Origin of the sequence: Cohnella sp. GCM10012308, assembly GCF_042649185.1 — a bacterium.
Classification (GTDB): domain Bacteria; phylum Bacillota; class Bacilli; order Paenibacillales; family Paenibacillaceae; genus Cohnella.
This window is the reverse complement of record NZ_JBHRYU010000015.1, coordinates 147008-166936: the sequence shown is the minus strand read 5'-3', so window position 1 is coordinate 166936 and position 19929 is coordinate 147008. Positions and strand designations below refer to the sequence as shown.

At 59.7% G+C, this 19929-nt stretch carries 17 protein-coding genes; 3 read left to right on the top strand and 14 right to left on the bottom strand.

From position 1 onward, the window contains the following. Nucleotides 1-313, top strand: a 313-nt coding sequence (locus ACFOTD_RS17725) for a hypothetical protein (protein ID WP_378121040.1), incomplete at its 5' end; no start/stop codon positions are given. Nucleotides 314-340: 27 nt separating this feature from the next. On the opposite strand, the gene metE is transcribed toward ACFOTD_RS17725, so the two are convergent. The 10 genes from metE to ACFOTD_RS17675 form a co-directional block, all read right to left on the bottom strand. Then, nucleotides 341-2632 carry a 5-methyltetrahydropteroyltriglutamate--homocysteine S-methyltransferase gene (gene metE, locus ACFOTD_RS17720; protein ID WP_378121038.1) on the bottom strand — a complete coding sequence of 764 codons (2292 nt, stop codon included), beginning with the start codon at nt 2630-2632 and terminating at the stop codon, nt 341-343. Between the two features lie 169 nt (nt 2633-2801). After that, complete coding sequence (locus ACFOTD_RS17715) at nt 2802-3707, bottom strand: LysR family transcriptional regulator (protein WP_378121036.1); 906 nt, start codon at nt 3705-3707, stop codon at nt 2802-2804. 265 nt (nt 3708-3972) lie between these two features. Beyond that, a complete protein-coding gene (gene efeB, locus ACFOTD_RS17710; protein ID WP_378121034.1) occupies nt 3973-5208 on the bottom strand; it encodes an iron uptake transporter deferrochelatase/peroxidase subunit in 1236 nt (411 codons plus the stop codon). A 25-nt stretch (nt 5209-5233) separates the two neighbouring features. Further along, nucleotides 5234-6433 (bottom strand): iron uptake system protein EfeO, encoded by a 1200-nt coding sequence (efeO, locus tag ACFOTD_RS17705; RefSeq protein WP_378121033.1) that lies wholly within the window; start codon nt 6431-6433, stop codon nt 5234-5236. Nucleotides 6434-6486: 53 nt separating this feature from the next. Next, entirely contained in the window at nt 6487-7914 is a 1428-nt protein-coding gene (locus tag ACFOTD_RS17700; RefSeq protein ID WP_378121032.1) for an FTR1 family protein, read from the bottom strand. Between the two features lie 237 nt (nt 7915-8151). After that, nucleotides 8152-9054, bottom strand: a complete 903-nt coding sequence (locus tag ACFOTD_RS17695) for a metal ABC transporter permease (protein ID WP_378121031.1) — start codon at nt 9052-9054, stop codon at nt 8152-8154. Further along, nucleotides 9051-9974 carry a metal ABC transporter permease gene (locus ACFOTD_RS17690; RefSeq protein ID WP_378121030.1) on the bottom strand — a complete coding sequence of 308 codons (924 nt, stop codon included), beginning with the start codon at nt 9972-9974 and terminating at the stop codon, nt 9051-9053. The genes ACFOTD_RS17695 and ACFOTD_RS17690 overlap by 4 nt, the downstream gene beginning before the upstream one ends. Then, nucleotides 9971-10708, bottom strand: coding sequence for a metal ABC transporter ATP-binding protein (locus ACFOTD_RS17685; RefSeq protein WP_378121029.1), 738 nt, complete (start codon nt 10706-10708; stop codon nt 9971-9973). The genes ACFOTD_RS17690 and ACFOTD_RS17685 overlap by 4 nt, the downstream gene beginning before the upstream one ends. A 1-nt stretch (nt 10709) precedes the next feature. After that, nucleotides 10710-11669 (bottom strand): metal ABC transporter solute-binding protein, Zn/Mn family, encoded by a 960-nt coding sequence (locus ACFOTD_RS17680; RefSeq protein WP_378121028.1) that lies wholly within the window; start codon nt 11667-11669, stop codon nt 10710-10712. A 957-nt stretch (nt 11670-12626) separates the two neighbouring features. Then, nucleotides 12627-13613 (bottom strand): metal ABC transporter substrate-binding protein, encoded by a 987-nt coding sequence (locus ACFOTD_RS17675; protein WP_378121026.1) that lies wholly within the window; start codon nt 13611-13613, stop codon nt 12627-12629. 257 nt (nt 13614-13870) lie between these two features. Between ACFOTD_RS17675 and ACFOTD_RS17670 the strand changes: the two genes are divergently transcribed. Continuing rightward, nucleotides 13871-14914 carry a permease gene (locus ACFOTD_RS17670; RefSeq protein ID WP_378121024.1) on the top strand — a complete coding sequence of 348 codons (1044 nt, stop codon included), beginning with the start codon at nt 13871-13873 and terminating at the stop codon, nt 14912-14914. 21 nt (nt 14915-14935) lie between these two features. After that, nucleotides 14936-15841 carry a TIGR03943 family putative permease subunit gene (locus tag ACFOTD_RS17665; protein WP_378121022.1) on the top strand — a complete coding sequence of 302 codons (906 nt, stop codon included), beginning with the start codon at nt 14936-14938 and terminating at the stop codon, nt 15839-15841. A 78-nt stretch (nt 15842-15919) separates the two neighbouring features. Here the strand turns inward: ACFOTD_RS17665 and ACFOTD_RS17660 are convergent, their stop codons facing one another. From ACFOTD_RS17660 to ACFOTD_RS17645, 4 genes are all read right to left on the bottom strand, one after another. Beyond that, the gene (locus ACFOTD_RS17660) at nt 15920-17008 is read right to left on the bottom strand and encodes a HAMP domain-containing sensor histidine kinase (protein ID WP_378121020.1); all 1089 of its coding nucleotides are present in this window, start codon (nt 17006-17008) and stop codon (nt 15920-15922) included. Continuing rightward, nucleotides 17001-17699, bottom strand: a complete 699-nt coding sequence (locus tag ACFOTD_RS17655) for a response regulator transcription factor (RefSeq protein WP_378121018.1) — start codon at nt 17697-17699, stop codon at nt 17001-17003. Before ACFOTD_RS17655 ends, ACFOTD_RS17660 begins: the two co-directional genes overlap by 8 nt. A gap of 40 nt (nt 17700-17739) precedes the next feature. Beyond that, nucleotides 17740-18795, bottom strand: a complete 1056-nt coding sequence (locus tag ACFOTD_RS17650) for a D-alanyl-D-alanine carboxypeptidase family protein (protein ID WP_378121016.1) — start codon at nt 18793-18795, stop codon at nt 17740-17742. A gap of 174 nt (nt 18796-18969) precedes the next feature. Beyond that, nucleotides 18970-19884, bottom strand: coding sequence for a Crp/Fnr family transcriptional regulator (locus ACFOTD_RS17645; RefSeq protein WP_378121014.1), 915 nt, complete (start codon nt 19882-19884; stop codon nt 18970-18972). Nucleotides 19885-19929 lie beyond the last annotated feature (45 nt).

Below are 19929 nucleotides of genomic sequence, written 5' to 3'. Positions count from 1 at the left end.
AAAAGTCGCCATCGACCAAAAACGCAAACGGGACGAAGCAGGAAACTCCCCTGCTTCGTCCCGTTTGGCTATTTCGGCTTCATTTCAGCTTGTTGCTTCAACTTCAAAGGGCTTTTGGGACAGCCCCATTCCATCACGTGTCGCGCATCGGCAGAAAATACATGTACAAATGCAGTTTTTTAAACCGTCTAACTTTCGAGAGGATGGCGTCTTACATTGTCAACGAACGGCCGCGAAATGTATTCTTGCATGTAAAAAAGAGAGCGCCATCGCGCTCCCTCGATTATCTTTCTTTATATATATATATATATGATATAAGTTCTAAAACGCTCCGCAGTTCTTATCCCTGCTTGACCGCGTACCGTTCGCGGGCGGCTTCTGTCGCCTCTACCATGTTGCGCAGCGACTCGACCGTCTCCTTGCGTCCGCGCGTCTTGAGGCCGCAGTCGGGATTGATCCAGAACAAACCCGGATCGAGCACGCGAAGCGCGCGGTCGATCATCTGCGTCATCTCGTCCGACGATGGCACGCGAGGACTGTGAATATCGTAGACGCCGAGCCCGATGCCCTTGTCGTACGTATGCTCCTCGAAAATGCCGATCAACTCGCCGTGGCTGCGCGACGTCTCGATGGAGATCACGTCCGCATCTAGCGCGCTTATGGATTCGATAATATCGTGGAACTCGCTGTAGCACATATGCGTGTGAATCTGCGTCTCGTCCTTCACCGTCGAAGTCGACAAGCGGAACGCGCGCACTGCCCAATCCAGATAGTGCGCCCATTGCTCGCGCTTCAGCGGCAGGCCTTCGCGGAGCGCCGGCTCGTCGACCTGGATCATGCCGATGCCCGCAGCCTCAAGCGCCTCGACCTCGTCCCGGAGCGCCAACGCGATCTGGTAAGCGACTTCCTCGCGCGTCTTGTCGTCGCGGACGAACGACCAGTTCAGGATCGTGATCGGACCGGTCAGCATGCCCTTCACGGGCTTCGATGTCAGCGACTGCGCGTAGACGGTCTCGGCGACGGTCATCGGTTCCGGCAGCTCCACGTCGCCGTAAATAACCGGCGGCTTCACGCAGCGGGAGCCGTAGGACTGCACCCAGCCCTTCGCCGTGAAGGCGAACCCTGCAAGCTTCTCGCCGAAAAACTCCACCATGTCGGTGCGTTCGAACTCGCCATGCACCAGCACGTCAAGCCCGATCTCGTTCTGAATGTCGATCCACTCGCGGATCTGCGCTTGAATGAAGGATTCGTAGCTCGCAGGCGACAGCTCGCCCTTGCGCCACTTCTGCCGCGCGCCGCGTACTTCCGGCGTCTGCGGGAAGCTGCCGATCGTCGTCGTCGGCAGCGGCGGCAGCTGCCATTTGGCATCCTGGACCGAGCGGCGGGATTCGAAGACGCTCGCGCGCGCCGCCGGCTCCGACGCCAGGGATGCCATGCGCGCACGGACGCGCCCGTTGGTACGCGCGGAGGAGCGCTGCAGCGCGTCGCGGCTGCGTTCGGACGCTTCCAGATCGGCTGCGATCGCTTCGACGCCTTGGCGTCCGGCCTTGGCGAGCAGGACGAGCTCCGCGAGCTTCTCGTCGGCAAAGGCAAGCGCGCCTTGCAGCTCCGCCGGCAGCGCGGTCTCGCGCGCCGCGCTGACCGGCACGTGCAGCAGGCTCGAGGACGGCTGTACGACGATCCGTTCCGCCGCGACGGCGCCGCGGAGCGCGCCGAGCGTCGCCCATTTGCCGCGCAGATCGGCTTTCCAAATGGCGCGGCCGTCGATCAGGCCCGCGCCGAGCGTCTTGTCGGCCGGGAAGCCCTGCTCGCGTACCGCCGCGAGGTTGCGGCCGCCGTCGTGTACGAAGTCGAGCCCGATACCGTGAACAGGCAGCGAGACGACGAAGCCGTAAGCGTCAACCGACTCAAAGTACGTTTGCAGCATGATGGAAATTCCCGGCGCTTCGCCAGTCAACGCTTCATAGATGCGCCTTACGCGGGACAGGTCGTCCTCCGTCAAGCTCGTGGCCAGAATCGGCTCGTCCACCTGCACCCAAGCGACGCCTTCGGCTTCGAGCTCGCGCAGCACCTGCGCATACAACGGCAGGAGACGATCGATCCACGTGTCCAGCTCGCCGGCGGCATAACCTTTGGACAGCTTCAAGTACGTATACGGTCCGACGATGACCGGGCGGCCTTCGATTCCCAGCTCCGCCTTGGCTTCGCGATAGGCCGCAAGCGGGCGGTTGACCGTCAACTGCGGGCTGACGCCTGCGCCAAGCTCCGGCACGATATAGTGGTAGTTCGTGTTGAACCACTTGGTCATCTCGCTCGCCGCCGACTCGCGATTGCCGCGCGCTATCGCGTAGTAGGTCGGCAGATCGACTTCGCCGCCCCCGTAGCCGAACCGCTCGGGCACGATGCCGAACATCGCAGACGTGTCCAGAATATGGTCGTAGTAAGTAAATTCTCCGACGGGGATAACGTCGATCCCCTGGTCCCGCTGCTTTTTCAGGTTATCCAGGCGGATCTCCTTCAGCGTCGCATGCAGCGTCCCCTCGTCCAGCTTGCCTGCCCAATAAGCTTCCAGCGCTTTTTTCCATTCGCGGTCTTGCCCGATGCGGGGATACCCCAGATTGCCGCTCTTCATATATGCCTTCTCCTCTGCCTTCCAAATATGGAGCAAAGCGTCCGCGCCGGTCGATCCGGCACTCGCTTTGACTGCTAATTGAAAGATAGCACAGGGTTGTTGATATAGCGTAACTTCAAAATACTATGACCGGCTATAGCCGCTGGCTATATCAAAGACCGACGCGGGCTCACTCAACCGCGATCGCTTGCTGCAGCGCCTCGACGTAAGCCATGCCCAGCTTCGATAGCGCGGCGTTCTGGTGGCTGATCCAGCCGACATGCAGCGTCTCTTCGCTCGCGAGCGGCACCGGGATGATCTCGTTGCCGTTGAGATCCGCGCTCAGCACGCCCGTCGAGATGGTGTAGCCGTTTAGTCCGATGAGCAAGTTAAACAGGGTTGCCCGGTCATTCACCTTGATGCTTTTTTTGTGCGACAGCGTACTCAGAATCTCCTCGGAAAAATGGAACGAATTGTACTCGCCCTGCTCGAAGTGCAGATACGGATAGTCGTCGAGCTGGTCGATCGTCACCACGGGATGCCTCGCAAGGGGGTTGTTCACGCTGACGAAAATATGCGCTTTGGCGGTAAACAGGCTCGTAAACTTCAGGTTCGCATCGCGCAGCAGCCGCGTGATCACCTTGGCGTTGAACTCGTTGATGTACAGGATGCCGATCTCGCTGCGCTGGCTTTTGACGTCCTGGATGATCTCGTGGGTCTTGGTCTCCCGAAGCGCCAGCTCGTATTCGTCCTGACCGTGCTCGCGGACAAGCTGGACGAACGCGTTGACGGCGAACGCATAGTGCTGCGTCGACACGGAGAAATGCTGCGGCGCCGGCTTCGCGCCCAGATAGCGGTTTTCCAGTAGCTCGGCCTGCTCGATCACTTGACGCGCATAGCCTAGAAACTCGGCGCCGGCCTTCGACAACGTGATGCCTTTGTTCGTGCGTTCGAAAATCGTGATGCGGATCTCTTCCTCCAGATCCTTGATCGCGTTCGAGAGACTGGGCTGAGAGATGAAAAGGCGCTTGGCGGCTTCGTTCATCGAGCCGCGGTTCGCGACCTCGATGACATAGCGCAGTTGTTGAAGCGTCATGGCATCGTTATCCTTCCTGCAAGGGTCCGGTTTGCCTATCATCATACCACAAGGCAACGCGCCGCCGGCGCCTTCGAATCGAAAAAGCGGCAGGCCCGAAATGATTTACGCCTGCGTTGCGGCGCACTTTCGCGAATGTAGCTCTATCCGGTGTCTCATTGCCATAGCCCGCGGACTAAGCCGCTAACGCAAACAAAACGAAGCAGGAAATGCGCCCGCCTCGTCCTGTTCTATTAAGCTTATCTCATTTTTTTCAAATACAACCTTAGCCCTCAAGCACGCGCTGGCCAAAATAGAGGCCGGGCTGCAAGCCCGCAGGGCAGGCGAACATCGCGCTGGCCACGTGGGAAACATAAGCGTTCAAGGCGTCGCTCTTCTGCATCAAGCGGAGCATCGGCAGAAATTGCGTGTCGGGGTCCCGTTGGTAGCTGATGAACAAAAGCCCCGCATCGACGTTGCCTGTCCGTGGATCTACTTTGTCCGTATAGGAGTATGCGCGCCGGTGAATCTGCTGCTTGCTCTCCTTGGCCAATCGCACGTGCGATTGCTCAGGCAGCTTAACAGCGTCGACGGCATCGAATTCTCCCTTCGCGCCGAATGCCGCGCCGGATACTTTGCTTCTGCCGAAGGTCGCTTCCTGATCGGAGAGCGACGTGCGATCCCAGCTCTCCAGCTTCATCTGGATCTTGCGGTACGCCAGATAGGAGCCGCCGCGCATCCATGCCGGCTCGTCGCTCCCCGCCCATACGACGTCGTCATATCCCTGCGCGGAGTCGTGCAGTTGATTGGCCGTGCCGTCCTTGAAGCCGAACAGATTGCGCGGCGTCTTGCCCGGCGTCCCGCTCGCAAAGCCTTCCTGCATCCACTTGAGCGAGGCGCGGCCGGTCGACAACCGGATCAGGTTGCGGACTGCGTGAAAGGCGACCTGCTGATCGTCCGCGCATATTTGCAGGCAGATGTCTCCGCCCGAGATGCTCGAGTCGATATTGTCGCGGGCCATACGCGGGATATCCTTGAGATGCAGCGGCATGCCGCCTGCCGCTCCGAAGCGATTGACGCCGTCCCGGACGAAAAACGAAGGACCGAAGCCAATCGTAACCGTCAGTCTGGACGGCGGAAGCTCAAGCGTCTCTCCCGTATCGGTCGGCGGCACGAGCGGATTGTCGCCCAGGCTCATCGTACCGCCCTTCGCGCTCAGATCGCAAAACCGGGTCCAATCCTTGAGCATCGCGATCAGATCTTTTTTGCTGCCGGTCGTAATGTCGAACGCCGCCAGATACAAATACGTCTGCTGCGGCGTGACGATGCCCGGCTGATGGTCGGCGTACATCGGAATGATGTCTTCTTCCGATTGGGCGGAAGCCTTGGAGCTGTCCGCCTGGGGCTTGGGAATGCCAAGAATCGCGCCGATGCCCGAGGCACCGATCGCGATTCCGGCACCGACGGTGGCCGACAGCTTCAGAAAATCCTTGCGCGTCATGCCCGTCCGGTTCGGTTCCATAATAAGTCTGGGCTCCCTCCGTGATTTAGAGGATGGCGGCGGTTTGCGACATCAGTTCGGACAGCGCGCTGAGGCGGTCGCTGATATCGCGGATCTGATCCGTCGTCAACTCGGTATAGGCAACGTACTGGCCGTCTTTGATGAAGCCGGACAGCGCCTTTTCCATCTCCTGAAATGCTTGGTCGAGCTTGTCGGCCAATTCGACGTTGCTCTCGTTGAGCGCCGGAATAATCGACAGGTAGACCGTCTTCGAGCCGTCGACATTCGAAGCGAGGTCGACGAGATCGATATGCGAATAAAGCTCTTCTTCGCCGGTAATCTTGGAGGTAGCCGCTTCGTTCAGCAGCTCCATCGCGCCGGCGACGACCGTCTTGGGCTCGAGCTGAAGCTTTTGAACCTCGGCCTGCAGCGCCTTAACGTCGGTTATCAGCTGGTCTGCGAATTTCTCCTGACCTGCCAGCGAGTTGTCGACCCACAGCGCCTGCTCGATCTCGTGGAAGCCGGTCCAGGTGCTCGGATCGTCCACGTCGGCCAGCCGGGCGTCGATCTTGGGATCGAGGTCGCCGAAGCTCTCGGCGATCGGCTCGATGCTCTCGTAATAGACGCGCGCCTTAACGTATTCTGCCTTGGATTTATCGATGTCGCCCGCCTTGACGGCGTCGACGAATACTTGCGTCTGATCGGTCAGCTTGTTCGTCTGGTCGACGACGTATTGCTGATATTTTTTAACGGCTTCAATCAGCAGCTCGGACGAGCTGGCCGTCGAAGGCTTGGCGTTTTGCAGCTTCGTGAGCGCGTCGACGAGGCCGTCGGCGTTGGCCTTGAGCGCGTCGAAGTCGATCTTGTCGTACGCCGAAGCGGAGAAGATCGGCATTTCGTACTTTTCCACGTCCGTATACTCGAGCGGGAACGTTTGACGCACGGCGTTTTCGAACGAGAGCCAAGTTTCGTTAATCGTCTTGCCGAGGGTTTTGACGCCGTCCGCATCGTTCTTCTCGATAAGGCCTTGCAGCTGCTTGGTTTGACCGAGCATTTGAGCGGTACCCGTCTGAATCGCGCTGGATCCGTCGGCGCTTGCCGAAGCCGAGACCGGAGAAGCGGCCGCTGTCGAGGCCGGAACGGAAGCCGAAGCGGATGCGCCGTCGTTGTTCGACCCGCTGTTGCAGGCGGACAATGCCAGCATGCCTGCGATAGTAACAATACCAATAGACGTTTTCTTCATCATTATAACGATCTCCAGTCATCTGGCGCTACGCGCAAAATTAGGTTTTTTCAAACTTAGGAAAGAGGGACATCGCGACGGCGCCTGCTCTTCAGCAAGGACCAAACGACCGCGGCGCAGCCGCAAGCCAGGAAAACGAGCTGCGGCAAGGTGCTGTACCACGAGGGATACAGGCTGAGCGTCGAAAAATCGGGCAGCGCTTCGTTCACCGTAGACGGCAGCACGCCGGCCATCTGCAGGCTGTGAATGCCGGAGCCCATGAATTTGAAGCAAAGATAGAACACGATAAGGCTCGATCCGAGAAAAAACGGACGAATCGGCAAGCGCGATCCGGCCTTGACGATAACGAACGCGACCGCCGACAAAACGAGAAACCCGGCAGCGATGCCGGCGACCAGCTCCGCCGCGGACATTTTCCCGGACATGCCGATCAGGAAAATGACGGTCTCGAGTCCCTCGCGTACGATCGCGAAAAAGGAGAGCAGCGCGAGCGAAAACATATGCCCGCCGGATAGCGCGCGCGTACTCCGCTCGGCGAGCAGCCGGTTAAAGCGCTTGGTGTCCGAATGGCGGTGCAGCCAGTAGCTGACGTAGAGCAGCATCACGCTGGCGCATACGCCCGTCCAACCGTTGATGAGCAGATTGTTGTGGCCGAACGCGCTCGAGGACAGCAGCAGCACGACCGCGAACCCCGCGGCGATGCTCGCTAGGAGACCGGTGACGGAGCCGCCGACGACCCAGCGCTTTGCAGGCTTGGAGCCCGCCCGCTTGGCGTACATGAGCAGCGCGCCGACGACGAGCAGCCCCTCCAGCCCTTCGCGAATCGGGATAAGCGCCGCGTCCCACCACGAATACTTCGCATCGGCGAGCGGCGCCAGCCCTTCGATCAACCGGTCGATCACGGGAGCGGCAAGCGCTCTTTGATCGGGATTGCTCAAGTAGCCGTCCAGCATCACCAGATCGCGTTCGGTGTCGTTGTAAACTCGCTGCGATTGGCTCACGACGTCGCCTTCGACGGATAGCCATTGCTGCTGCAGCTGTTTGACCCGTTGCCCCGCCGCTTCCCAGTCCTGCTTCTTGGCCAGGTTGCCGGCCTCGCGAAGCTTGAGGATGTAGGTCGATAGCGTCATCTGGCTTTTCCCGCTGTTGTCGGCGTAGGCGCCGTCCTGCAGATTGATCACTGAAAACCTTAGATTGCCGGCCTGCGACGAGGCCTCGTCCATCTTCCCGCTTAGCATCGCGAGCGACAGGGCAGCGATCTGGCCGTCGATCTCCAGCGCAAGATCCAGCGACTGCTGCTTAACGGCGATCTTGTCCTTCGCCCACCATTTCTTGATCGCAGCCAGATCCTGCGCGGCCGCATCGGTGTCGCCGGCATCCAGGTGCGAGACAAGCGCTTCCGCCTGCAAGGACGCATCGGCAGCATGCGTCGAATCGGTCGCAGCGAACAGGGGTGCGAACGGCGCGAGCGCCCACCCGAGCATGGCAAGCAATACGATCCTTGCGAAAAGGGTCCTTGCGGAAGGCCGTCTATGCCGCTTCAATGTATGTGGTCGCCTCCATAAGCCTGGTTCCAAGCTATTTGAAAATGATTCTCAATATTAAGCATTATAGGAGCGTTCAATTTGAGTGTCAATGCATTTTAGTAGAATGAAAAAGGCTGCGTGGCGTCATCTTGCCGACGCGCCGCAGCCGCGGTACATTTTCGTTGTCATACGGGGTCAATCCGCGCCTTCTGCCGCCATCGGCTCGCGCTTGGAAGCCCTCACCCTCCGTAGCCGGGATAACGCGCCGTAACGAGGGGAGCCAAGGAAGCTCGCCGCGAACAAGAGGCCCGTGGCGAACGCCATCGAACCCGAGATCGACGTATCGAGCCAGGTTGCGATCCCGTAGCCGATCCAGGCGGACAAAGCGCCGAAGGCGGCGCCCAGCGCCAGCATAACGGACAATCGGTCGGTCCACAGGTAAGCGGCGGAAGCCGGCGTGATAAGCATCGCGACGACCATGATCGCGCCGACCGCGTCGAACGAAGCGACCGTCGTCACCGACACGAGCGACATGAACGCATAGTGCATCAGTACGGCGGGAATGCCGAGACTTGCGGCCAGCGCGGGGTCGAACGACGTAATTTTCCATTCTTTATAGAATGCGATTATCGCGGCAAGGGCGACCGCAAGCACAAGCGATAGCAGCGCGACCGCCTCGGGCACTTCGCCGACGAGCGGGAGCGTCATCGTTTCCCAAGGAATAAAGGTAATCTCGCCCATCAGCGTATGCTTGACGTCGAGGTGCGCGTTGCCGACCTGCGTGGCGATCAGCACGACGCCGACCGCGAACAACGTCGTGAACACGATGCCGATCGACGCCTCCTGCTGTACGCCGCGAGACTGGAACCATTGCACCAGCACGGCCGTCAGCAACCCGGCGCACACCGCCCCGATCAGCATGTGCACGCCGCTTAGCTCGCGCGTGACCATGTAGGCTACTACGATGCCCAGCAGCACCGTGTGGCTGATCGCGTCGGCCATCATCGCCATGCGGCGCAGGATGAGCAGCACGCCGATCAATCCGCAAGAGACACCGACAAGGGAAGCGGTCAGGAGAATCCAACCGGAATAGCTCATCGTCCCGCCCCCTCGCTCGCCGCGATCGGACCGGCTGTCTGTGACGACAGCCGCCGCCTGCTCGCACGCTGTCCGAGGTATAAAACGAGCAAGCCCTTGCTCGCACCGAAAAACAACGATACCGCGAATGTCGCCGATGCCGCCAGCACGATAAACGGTCCCGTCGGCCAGCCTGCGCCCATGGCGCTGAGCAAGGTCCCCGCGGCGCCGGCGCCGCCTCCGAACGCCGCCGACAGACCGACCGTCCATTTAAACGAGTGGGTCCAGTAACGGGCGCTGACTGCGGGGATGATCAACAGGGCCGCCATCAACACGACGCCCGCCGCCTGGATGCCGACGACGATGACAAGCACCAGAACCGCCAGGTAGATCCCGTTCATCAAGCGCACGGACAATCCGAGTCCCGCGGCGTAGGCGGGATCGAACAGGAACAGCTTCCACTCCTTGTACCCGAGCAGCGCGACGAGCAGGACGACTGCCGCAGTTCCCGCCATCAGCTTGACGTCGTCCGACACCATGGAAGCGGCCTGACCGAAGATAAAACTGTCGAGCCCGCTCTGGCTGCCGCCTGCAGTTCGGTTCACGAATGTCAGCAGCATGATGCCGAGGCCGAAAAAGACCGATAATACGATGCCCATCGCGGCATCTTCCTTGATGCGGGTCGACGAACGGATCCAATCGATCAGGAGCGCGCCGAGCAGCGCGCTGACGGCGGCTCCTGCGATCATGACGGGCAGGTTTTTGGTGCCGATCAGCACGAAGCCGACGATCACGCCTGGCAGCGCGGCATGCGACAAAGCGTCGCTCATCAGGCTCTGCCGTTTCCAATACGCGAGGCTCCCGATGATGCCCGCCGCCATCCCGAGGATCAGCGTGCTAAGGAGCACCCACTGCGCGTTGTGCGAGAGCAGCGTATTCATCCAGATTTCCCCTCCAGCCAGCGAAGCATGCCGCCGTAGGCCGCGCTGAGCGACTCGCGGGTAAAAGCCTCCGCCGTCGTGCCGTGGGCGACGACCGTCCGGTTCAGCAGCAGCACCCGGTCAAAGTAATCCTCCACCGTCTGCAGGTCGTGATGGACGACCATCACCGTCTTGCCCTGCCGCTTGAGCCGCTGCAGCGTATCCATAATCACCCGCTCCGTCACGGCGTCAACGCCCGCCAGCGGTTCGTCGAGCATATAGAGATCGGCATCCTGCGCGAGCGCCCGCGCCAGGAACACCCGCTGCTGCTGTCCGCCGGAGAGCTGGCTGATCTGGCGGCCCGCATAATCCGCCATGCCCATCTCGGTTAGCGCGCGCATCGCTTGCTCCTTGTGCGTCCGGCCAGGTCGTCGCAGCCATCCGATCTTGCCGTACAATCCCATCGTCACCACGTCCAGCGCGTCGGTCGGGAAATCCCAATCCACCGAGCCTCGCTGCGGCACGTAGCCGATGCGGGACTTGACCTTTCGGAAATCCGATCCGAAAAACGCAACTTCGCCCGAAAGCCGCGGATGCTGATCCAGCAGCGTCTTGAGCAGCGTCGACTTGCCCGCGCCGTTCGGTCCGACGATCGCCGTCAACGTACCCGGCCCGATTTCAAAAGTCACCCTTTCCAGCACCGCGTTTTTCCGGTACGCAGCGTTCAGGTCCGTTACCTCGAGCACCGTCGCCATATCAACCCTCCTTCGAGGCAAGCGCCTCGCCGATCGTGTTCACGTTGTGCCGGTACATGCCGAGGTAGGTGCCTTCCTCCGTGCCCCCGTCTCCCATCGCGTCCGAATACAGTTGACCGCCGAGCTGCACGTTAAGGCCCCGCTTCTTGGCCCCTTCGATGACCGCTTCGATCGACGCGGGATTGATGCTGCTCTCCACGAAAACGGCAGGTACGCCGCGATCGACCAGCAGGTCGATCGTGTCCTCGATGTCGGACAGGCCGATCTCGTCTTCCGTGCTGAGCCCCTGCAGGCCGACGACCTGCAGCCCGAGCAGGCGCCCGAAGTAGCCGAACGCGTCGTGCGCCGTGACGAGCACCCGCCGCTCCTCCGGAATGCGCTCGAGCTTTTCCAGCGCTTCCGCCTTCAGTTCGTCGAGCTTTTTGAAATATTCGGTTTTGTTCGCCTCGAAATACGCCGCATCGGCCGCGGAATATTTCTTCAGCTCCTCCGTCGCCGCCCCCAGCGCTTGCTTCCACAGATCGATGTCGAACCAAATGTGCGGATCGGTCGCGCCCTTCGGATCCTTCAGCAGCCGTTCCTTAGGCAGCGTCTCCCCGATCGCCAGCACCGGACGCTCCTTGCCGATCTGCTCGAACACCTTCACCATATTCGCTTCAAGATGAAGTCCGCTGTAAAACACGATGTCGCCGCTCTGCAGCTTCTTGATGTCTCCTTGCGTCGCCGCGTACAGATGAGGATCCACGCCCGGCCCCATCAGACTGTCGACTTCGACCCTGTCGCCGCCGATGACGGCAAGCGGCTCCGCGATCTGCGCGATCGTGGCCACGATTCGGATTTTGCCGGACTGCCCGCCCTCGACATCCGACTTCCCGCCATTCGCGCAAGCGGTGTTGATCAGAACGAAAATCGCTAAAAACAACAATACCATTGCAACTCTCTCCAGCCTTTTGGTCAGCATTGCGGTCCTCCCCGTAATGGTCGTTCCTCCTGCGGCAAAACCTTTACGTCAAACTGTGCGGCAATTGTGCGTACGGCAATTACTTGTACGACAACAATTTTGTTTCCTACGGGAAACTTTTGTTGTTATATACAAAATAATTACCCATGGGCAATTTGTCAATCCTTTTTTTGGGCGGTTTGTCCGGGAGGACGACCAATATCGCCGCTTCACAAGCGCCTTTCCTGTGCCTACTATGAGTAGCGCCACCGAGAGTAACTCCACTTTTGGCGCTTCGGCGTTGCTATCGGACTCAGCAGCCGTTATTTTCGAGTTTGCGCGCATGGGACGGATGTTTCGGACCGAGGAGCCGTTATTTGCAGAAAAGCGGGGCTTTTGCACACCGAAAACGGCGAATAACGGAACCTGTGTCCGCGGAACAGGATAAACGGGCGATTGGAGAAAAATAGAGGATCGTAGGTCCGCAACACTGTCACTCAGTAACATCGCAACCCTGCATCACGTTGCTCAACAGCCCACAATCCGACAGCCCGCAATCGGGTAACACTGCCGCCCAGATCGCCGCTCCACTAGCGCCTTTCCTGTGCCTACTATGAGTAGCGCCACCGCCAGTAACTCCACTTTTGGCACTTCGGCGTTGCTACGGACTCAGCAGCCGTTATTTTGAGATTTGCGTGCACGGGGCGGGGGTTTCGGACCGAGGAGCCGTTATTTGCAGAAAAGCGGGGCTTTTGCACACCGAAAACGGCGATTAGCGGAACCTGTGTCCTCGGAACGGAAAAAATGGGTGATTGGAGGAGAATAGCGGAACGCGGGTCCGCAGCACCCTCCCCAAAGAGGAAAGGTTTAGCGCGCCGGTCCCTGATTGTCGCGGTTCACAAAAAAAACGGGAAGAAGCAGCGTTTGCATCTGCCTCATCCCGGTTTGTTGCCGCCGATATTCCGACTTTTCGCTTTTTTACGCGTTTAACGCCTTCACCAGCGCTTCGAGGTTCTTTTTCATGATGCCGATGTAGTCGAGTCCGTCTTTCTTTTCCTCGTCCGTCAGCCCCTCCAGCGGATTCAGCACGTCCGTCTTCGCGCCGATCTCGTCAGCGACGGTCTGCGCGACCTGGGGATCGACCAGCGTCTCGAAGAAAATCGTCTTCACTTGATGCGCCTTCGCGAACTCTACGATCTCGGCCATCTTGCCGGGAGACGGCTCCTGCTCGGGCGACAATCCCGCGATCGGCACCTGCTGCAGGCCGTAGGCCTGGGCCAAGTAACCGAAGGCCGCGTGCTGCGTCACGAACGACTTTGTCTTGACATCCGTCAGTCCCGCCCGGTAATCCTCATCCAACGCCTTCAATTGGGCAATGTATGCATCGGCGTTTTTTTTGTACGTATCCTTGTTCGACGGATCCGCCTTCTCGAACGCGGCTTCGATCGCGGCGACCTCCCGCTGCGCCAAGCCCGGATCGAGCCAGACGTGCGGGTCCTCCGCGTGCTCATGCGCATGATCGTGCTCGTGCGCTTCTTCTCCCGCTTCTTCTCCCGCGTCTTCCTCTTCTTCCTCCGCCGTTCCCTCCAGCGTCGTCAGTCCTTCGCTCGCCCGCACGACGACACGCTTGTCGTTCGGCGCGCTCGTGAGCGCCGCATCGACCCAGCCTTCGACGATCCCGTTGTAGACGAACACGTCCGCTTCCTTCACCTTTGCCATATCCTGCGCGCTAGGCTCCCAATCATGCGGTTCCGATCCGGCCGGGATCAGCAGGGCGACGTTCGCAAGATCGCCCGCGACCTGCCTGCTGAATTCGTACATCGGATAAAAGGTCGTCACCACGCTCAGTTTGGCGTTCGCTCCGCTCGCTTCGCTTGCGCCGTTCTCCTCGTTTTTGCCGCAAGCCGCCAGCAGCAGCGCCAAGCTCGCCGATATCGCGAGCGTTTTTTTCATCGTCTTGTTCATGTTCGTCATTCCTCGTTTCGTCTATTTGTAATTATTACGATAACGCGATTAAAAAATACGACTTGTTATGTATTTGGTTCACGCCGTCTCCATATTGTAATTATTACGTTTAGCAAACGCAAGTAAAAATTCCAAACGTAACGACGACGCCATCTATTAGTCTCAAAAACTAGCGGAATATGCGTTCTTTTCAACAGAGAATCGCATACGCTGATAGCAGGAAGCACGATCGATTTCGGTGGACGAGGTGAAAAAGCATGACGAATGCAGCTTACAAATGGACGTTAACTCTATCGGCGGCGTTGACGCTGGCGCTGCTCTATTTGATAGCAACGGAGCGGCAAATGCCATGGCCGGCCTTCTTCTCCGGCATCGGCGCAGATCAATGGCAATCGGTCAAAACGGTGTTCGTCAGCCTCTTCCTGGAGGCCCTCCCGTTCGTGCTGCTCGGCGTCCTCGTCTCGACGGCGCTGCACTTTTTCGTCCCCGAGACGGCGCTCGCCCGTCTCATCCCGAGGAACCCCCTGCTCGGCGTGCTATGCGCCGGTCTGCTCGGCGTCGTGCTGCCCGTGTGCGAGTGCGGGATGGTCCCGGTCGTGCGCAGGCTGCTCCGCAAAGGGATGCCGGCCTATATCGGCATGACCTATATTCTGGCGGCGCCCATCGTCAATCCGGTCACGGTGCTTGCGACGTACAGCGCGTTCCGCACAACCCCCGAGATGGCGCTGTATCGGACCGTACTCGGCTTCGCCGCGGCGGCCGCCGTCGGCCTGCTGCTGTCTCGCGCACGCGGCAAGGCCGCCAATCCATTGAAACCGGATGCTGCGAGCCTGCATGCCGATGCCGCGGATCATAACCAGCATGCGTCGCATCGCGTACCCTCGTCCCGTTTACTCTCCTTCTGCTCGCATGCGGCCGACGAATTTTTCGAAATGGGGAAATTTCTGATGCTCGGCGCTTTCCTGACCGCAGTCATCCAAACCTTCGTCAGCCGCGGAGAATTGGTCGAGCTGGGCGGCGGCGTCTTCGGCTCGCACCTGTTCATGATGGGCTTCGCCTACGTAATCTCGCTTTGCTCGACGTCGGACGCATTCGTCGCCGCCTCCTTCTCCGGCGTCTTTCCCGCCGGCGCGCTGCTCGCCTTTCTCGTCTACGGGCCGATGGTCGACTTCAAAAACACGCTGATGCTGTTGTCCGCATTCAAAGCCCGCTTCGTGCTGCGCCTCCTCCTGCTCGTAACGGCGGTCGTACTCGCCGCGTCGCTGCTCGCAGGATGGCTGCTCAGCAGCGCTGCGAACTGATTGGATAAAGGGGATGACTTAATGACGCAACGAACGAACCGAAAAATGATCGCCCGTCATCTGGCGCGCGCCGTCGTACTCGCTGGCATCGGACTCTATGTGGCAAGACTGTCCGCGGTCGGCCACCTGGGTCTATATATCTCGCCTCGCATGGCCGTATACACAAAGCTAGCCGCTGCCGCCCTATATCTGATCGCAGCCGCGCTTGTCTATCAGGCGCTCAAGGAATGGGACGGCCAGCGCGAATCCGGCTGCGGGGAAGCTTGCGGCCATGCGCCGGCACCGTCAGGCTCCTGGCTGCGCCAGCTTCGCGCCGTCGTCCTGTTCGCGCTGCCGCTCGCCTTGTTTTTTCTGACGCCGGACACGACGATCGGCAGCGCAATGGCCGCCCAGAAGGGCATGAATCTGGGCGGTGGGGCCGCCGCGCACGCGAAAAATACCGATTCGGCATCAATCTCCGCGCCGCCTGGCGCCGACGAGCTGGACCGGCTGTTCCCGCACGATTCGCTCACCAAGCCGTACGCGGATTACGGCAAGCTGCTTTATGCCAAGCCGGAGATCGAGATCAAAGATTCGCGTTATCTCGAAACACTGACGACGCTTAATTTTTTTCCCGATTCATTCGCAGGACGCCGCGCGGAGGTATCTGGCTTTGTCTATCGGGACGATACGATTGGACAAGGACAGTTCGTGCTCGGCAGGTTCGCGATCCAGTGCTGCGCGGCCGACGCGATCCCTTACGGCATCGTCGTCGAATCGCCCGATGCGGCGAAGTACGCCAGCGACGACTGGATGACCGTCTCGGGCACGTTCGCCAAGACGACGATCGACGGCGCCGAAGTGCTGCTGCTCAAGGCGGATGCGGCAACCAAAATCGATCCGGCGAAGGATCCGTACGTGTATCCGGATATGGATTTTGGGGTCTAAACGGATAATTGGATAATACCGCCTTTGGCGACGCATTGCCGGCGAACACGCCGCTCGCGCATGTCTGCCGTAATCCGCTCACGTCACCGGCAGCCGCACCGTAAACCGCGTCAGTACCGCTCCGCTCTCCGCCTGAACCGTGCCGCCATGCCGCTCCACGATGTTTTTGACGATATAGAGCCCGATGCCCGTGCCCCCCTCGCGCTGCACGCGCGCGCGGTCGCCCGTGAAGAACATCTCGAACAAATGCGGCAGCTCCTCCTCGGGTATGCGGTCGCCGTAATTGTCGACGCGAATGACCGCCTCCCCGTCGTCCCATTCGCCGCGAACGTCGATGTAGCGCCCGTCTGCCCCGTAGCGGGCGGCGTTGCTGAGCAGATTTTCGAATACGCGCGCGAGCAGCTCCCCGTCTCCCTGAATGTTCAGGTCGGTGATCACTTCCGAGCGGAGCGTCAGCCCGTTTTTCTCGAAGATCGGGAACAGTTCCTCGCCCAGCTGGACGAGCAGCTCGCCGAGATTGATCGGCTCGCGCTTGACCGGCAGCATGCCGTAATTCATCCGCGTGATCTCGAACAGCTCGTCGATCAGCTTCTCGAGCCGCTGGGACTTCGTATAAGCAATCGCCGTAAAATGCCGGATCTGTTCGTCGCTCAGGTCCCCTGCCTGCAAAATGTAATTCAGGTAGCCGATGACGGAAGTGAGCGGCGTACGCAGGTCGTGCGCAAGATTGAGCACCAGCTGGTCCTTGCTCGTCTCGGCGAAGTCCCCGCGCGCGATCGCCTGGCGGAGCTTGTCGCTCGCCATATTGATGTCCTCCGCGATCGTCTGGAACTCGTCCTGCGAGGAGATGCGGACAGGCGTGTCGAAATCGCCGACGGCCAAGCGGTGGATGCCGCTCGATATCCGGTTGAAGTACGTGGCGTAGGGCTTGGTGTACAAAAAGAAAAACAGCACGGACAACGGGATAAAGATGATCAAAAACACGTTGATATCGCCGATGCTGCGCATAATGTTGCGGAACGCGTTCAAAGAATCGCCATAATAAGCATTCTGGCGATAATAAGACTGCAAGGCCCGATAGGCGAGATACGTGATGATGCCGGACGTCAGCAAGCTGAGTCCGAGCAGCAGGATCATTTTCGACCGAAAGCTGATGCCGCTAACCATTAAACGTATATCCCACTCCCCAGATCGTCTTGATCCACTTGTCTTTGTTTTTGTCCTCGCCCAGCTTCTTGCGCAGCGTCCGGATATGGACCATGACCGTGTTGTTGCCGACCTCGTAGTAGGCTTCGCCCCACACCTGCTGGAAAATCTGCTCGACGCCGAAAACCTTGCGCGGGTGGCTCGCGAGCAGGCATAAAATGTCGAATTCCTTGGGCGTCAGCTCGACCGGGTCGCCGTAGATGGTGACGCGGCGCTGATCCGGCACGATGGCGAGTCCGCCCGATTCGATCGCATGGGGCTCGTCCGCCCTCGCTTGATTGAGCCGCGTCGAACGCCGCAGCAGCGCCTGCACGCGCGCGACCAGCTCCATCGGATTAAACGGCTTGGTCATATAATCGTCCGCCCCTATGACGAGGCCCGAAATTTTGTCAAAATCCGAAGTCTTGGCGCTCACGAAAAGAACGGGCAGCCGATGCCGCTCGCGAATCTGCCTCACGACCTCGAACCCGTCTAGCTCGGGCATCATGATATCCAGGACCGCGAGATCGATCGCTTGCGTCTCGATGGCGCGGACCGCTTCTTTGCCGTCGTGCGCGAGCAGGATCCGGTAGCCTTCCTTCTGCAGATGCAGCGATATCAGATCCGCGATTTCCTTTTCGTCGTCCGCGATCAATATGGTGGTGGGGTTCATGTATTATCGCGCTCCTTCACAACCTACATTGTAGCGGATCCTATAGCGCGTTGCCTAATTCGCTATAGACGCTGACCGCATCCGCGATGTCGTATGCCGCCGTCGTTTTGCGATCTCCGGCGGCGCCGGTCGTGACGAGAATATACTCTTTGCCGTCCAACCGGCCCAGGCTGGCGAGACATAGTCCTGCCTTCTCGGTGTAGCCGGTCTTGCCGCCCAGAATCTCCGCGCCGTCGAGGCCGGACTCGCCGAGCTCCTTGAACATCGAGCTGCGCAGCGTGATGCCGTCCGGATGCAGGTCCGTCGGCTCCGTCGCGTGCCGCGAGGCGGTGAACACCTCGCGGAACGTCTCGTTTTTCAGCGCATAAGCGAGCAATAGGGACAGATCCTTGACCGTCGAATAATGCTTGGGATCGTGCAGTCCCGTCGCGTTGACGAAGTGCGTACCCGTCATGCCGAGCGCTTTGGCCTTGGCGTTCATGAGCGCCGCGAACTTCGCCTCCGAGCCGGCGACGCGCATCGCGAGCCCGACGCTGCCGTCCGCGCCCGAAGGGAGCATCGCGCCGTACAGCAGGTCGGTCCCGCTCACGCGCTCGCCCGGGAGAAAGCCCGCCATCGAGGCGTTCTGCTTGCGCAGCGTCTCGAACATGTCCGGATCGAGCTTCGCGGTTTTCTTAAGATCGGGAATGCGCTCGATAGCGACGATCGCCGTCATGATCTTCGTGAGCGAGGCAGGATAGACCCGTTCCTCGATATTTTTGTCCATTAGCACATGCCCGTCGTCCAAGCGGACGAGAATGGCATGGGTACTGTGCAGGCGGTCGGCTGCGAGTACCAGGCCCTTGCTTGCGGCCGCGTCCTCTTCGCTCGGCGCGGTACCGGCGGGCTGACCTGCTTCTTCGGCTTCTTGGCCGGCAGCACCGGCGGATATGGAGTCCGGGGCCGTGCCGGCATCCGCGGACTCGGGTCGTTCAGCCTGCGTCTTGGGCGGATGGCCCAGAATCGCGTCCGCCGCGCGAACGAGATCGGCCTTGTGCTCGATGGCGGCCGCTACGAATCCGACGATGAGCAGCAGAAGCAGCAATCGCGATTTCATTTTTCCGTCCCCCTTTTATTCCCGGACTACAGCATAGGACAAACATTTTAAACAATCCGGGGGACGGATATTAAATATTTCTTAAATCGCCCGCAAAAAGAAAGACCGCACAAGCCTCGCTCATGCCAGGCCGCGGTCCGTATGCGTATTTCCGTATGTATTCCCTTATATATATTAACGAAGCAGCGAACGCAGCTTGATGAGATTCAGCTCGAAGTAGCTCGCGTACATTTTGACGAGCTGCCGGTCCTCGAGGTCGTAGAGCACCTCGTTCAGCTCCTTGATCGTTACGCCTGCCATTTGAGACAGCTCGTGCCTGTCGAGCGGCATCTGGACGACGATCGTATGATCGCTCCGCTCGCCGAACCGGTTCGCCAGCTTGACCATGCTCTTGATCACCCTCGTTCGTACGTCGAAGAACATGAGGTCGGATACCTGGTCGTTGGTATCGCGCATGCGCTGCACGATCTCGGCCATGATGACGAGATTCAGATCGAAGTGGCTTTTTAGCATATCCAGGAAATGCTCCCGGGACATCACGACCAGCTCGGCGTTATCGAGCGTCTGGGCCGTCGCGGAACGCGGCTTCCCGTCGATCAGCGACAGCTCGCCGAAGCTGTCTCCCGCGTTGAACACGGCCAATATTTTCTCTTCGCCTTCCGGGCTCGTCCTGTAGATCTTGACCGTCCCCGACAGGACGATAAAAAACGAATCTCCCGGATCGTTCTCCCTGAACAAAATCGTCTGGGCGTCCTGCTCCCGCTTTTCCATCCGGTCGGCGAGCAGCGCGATATGCTCGGGTGCCAGGCTCGAAAATAACGGAATATGCTTCATCAGCTGCCTGAGTTTCGCTTTCTCTTCAAGCGCCCGTTGGGCAGGATCCATCTGACGGGATTTGTCCGAATCGTAGTCTCCCCCGGGCGCTTCGCCGTCGATATCGATCTCCCGGATCTTATGGCTCCGCAGCATCTGAATATGCTGCTCCGTAATCGTCGTGCCCTTGGCCAGGAGCTTGATCCCGCTGTCCGAGAATATGTCGATGCCGACCTTCATGCCGGCCTGCACATGGTTGACCAAAAATACCGCCACGCCCGCGTCACCTCTATCGCTTCATATAGCCTATTTATCGGAGAA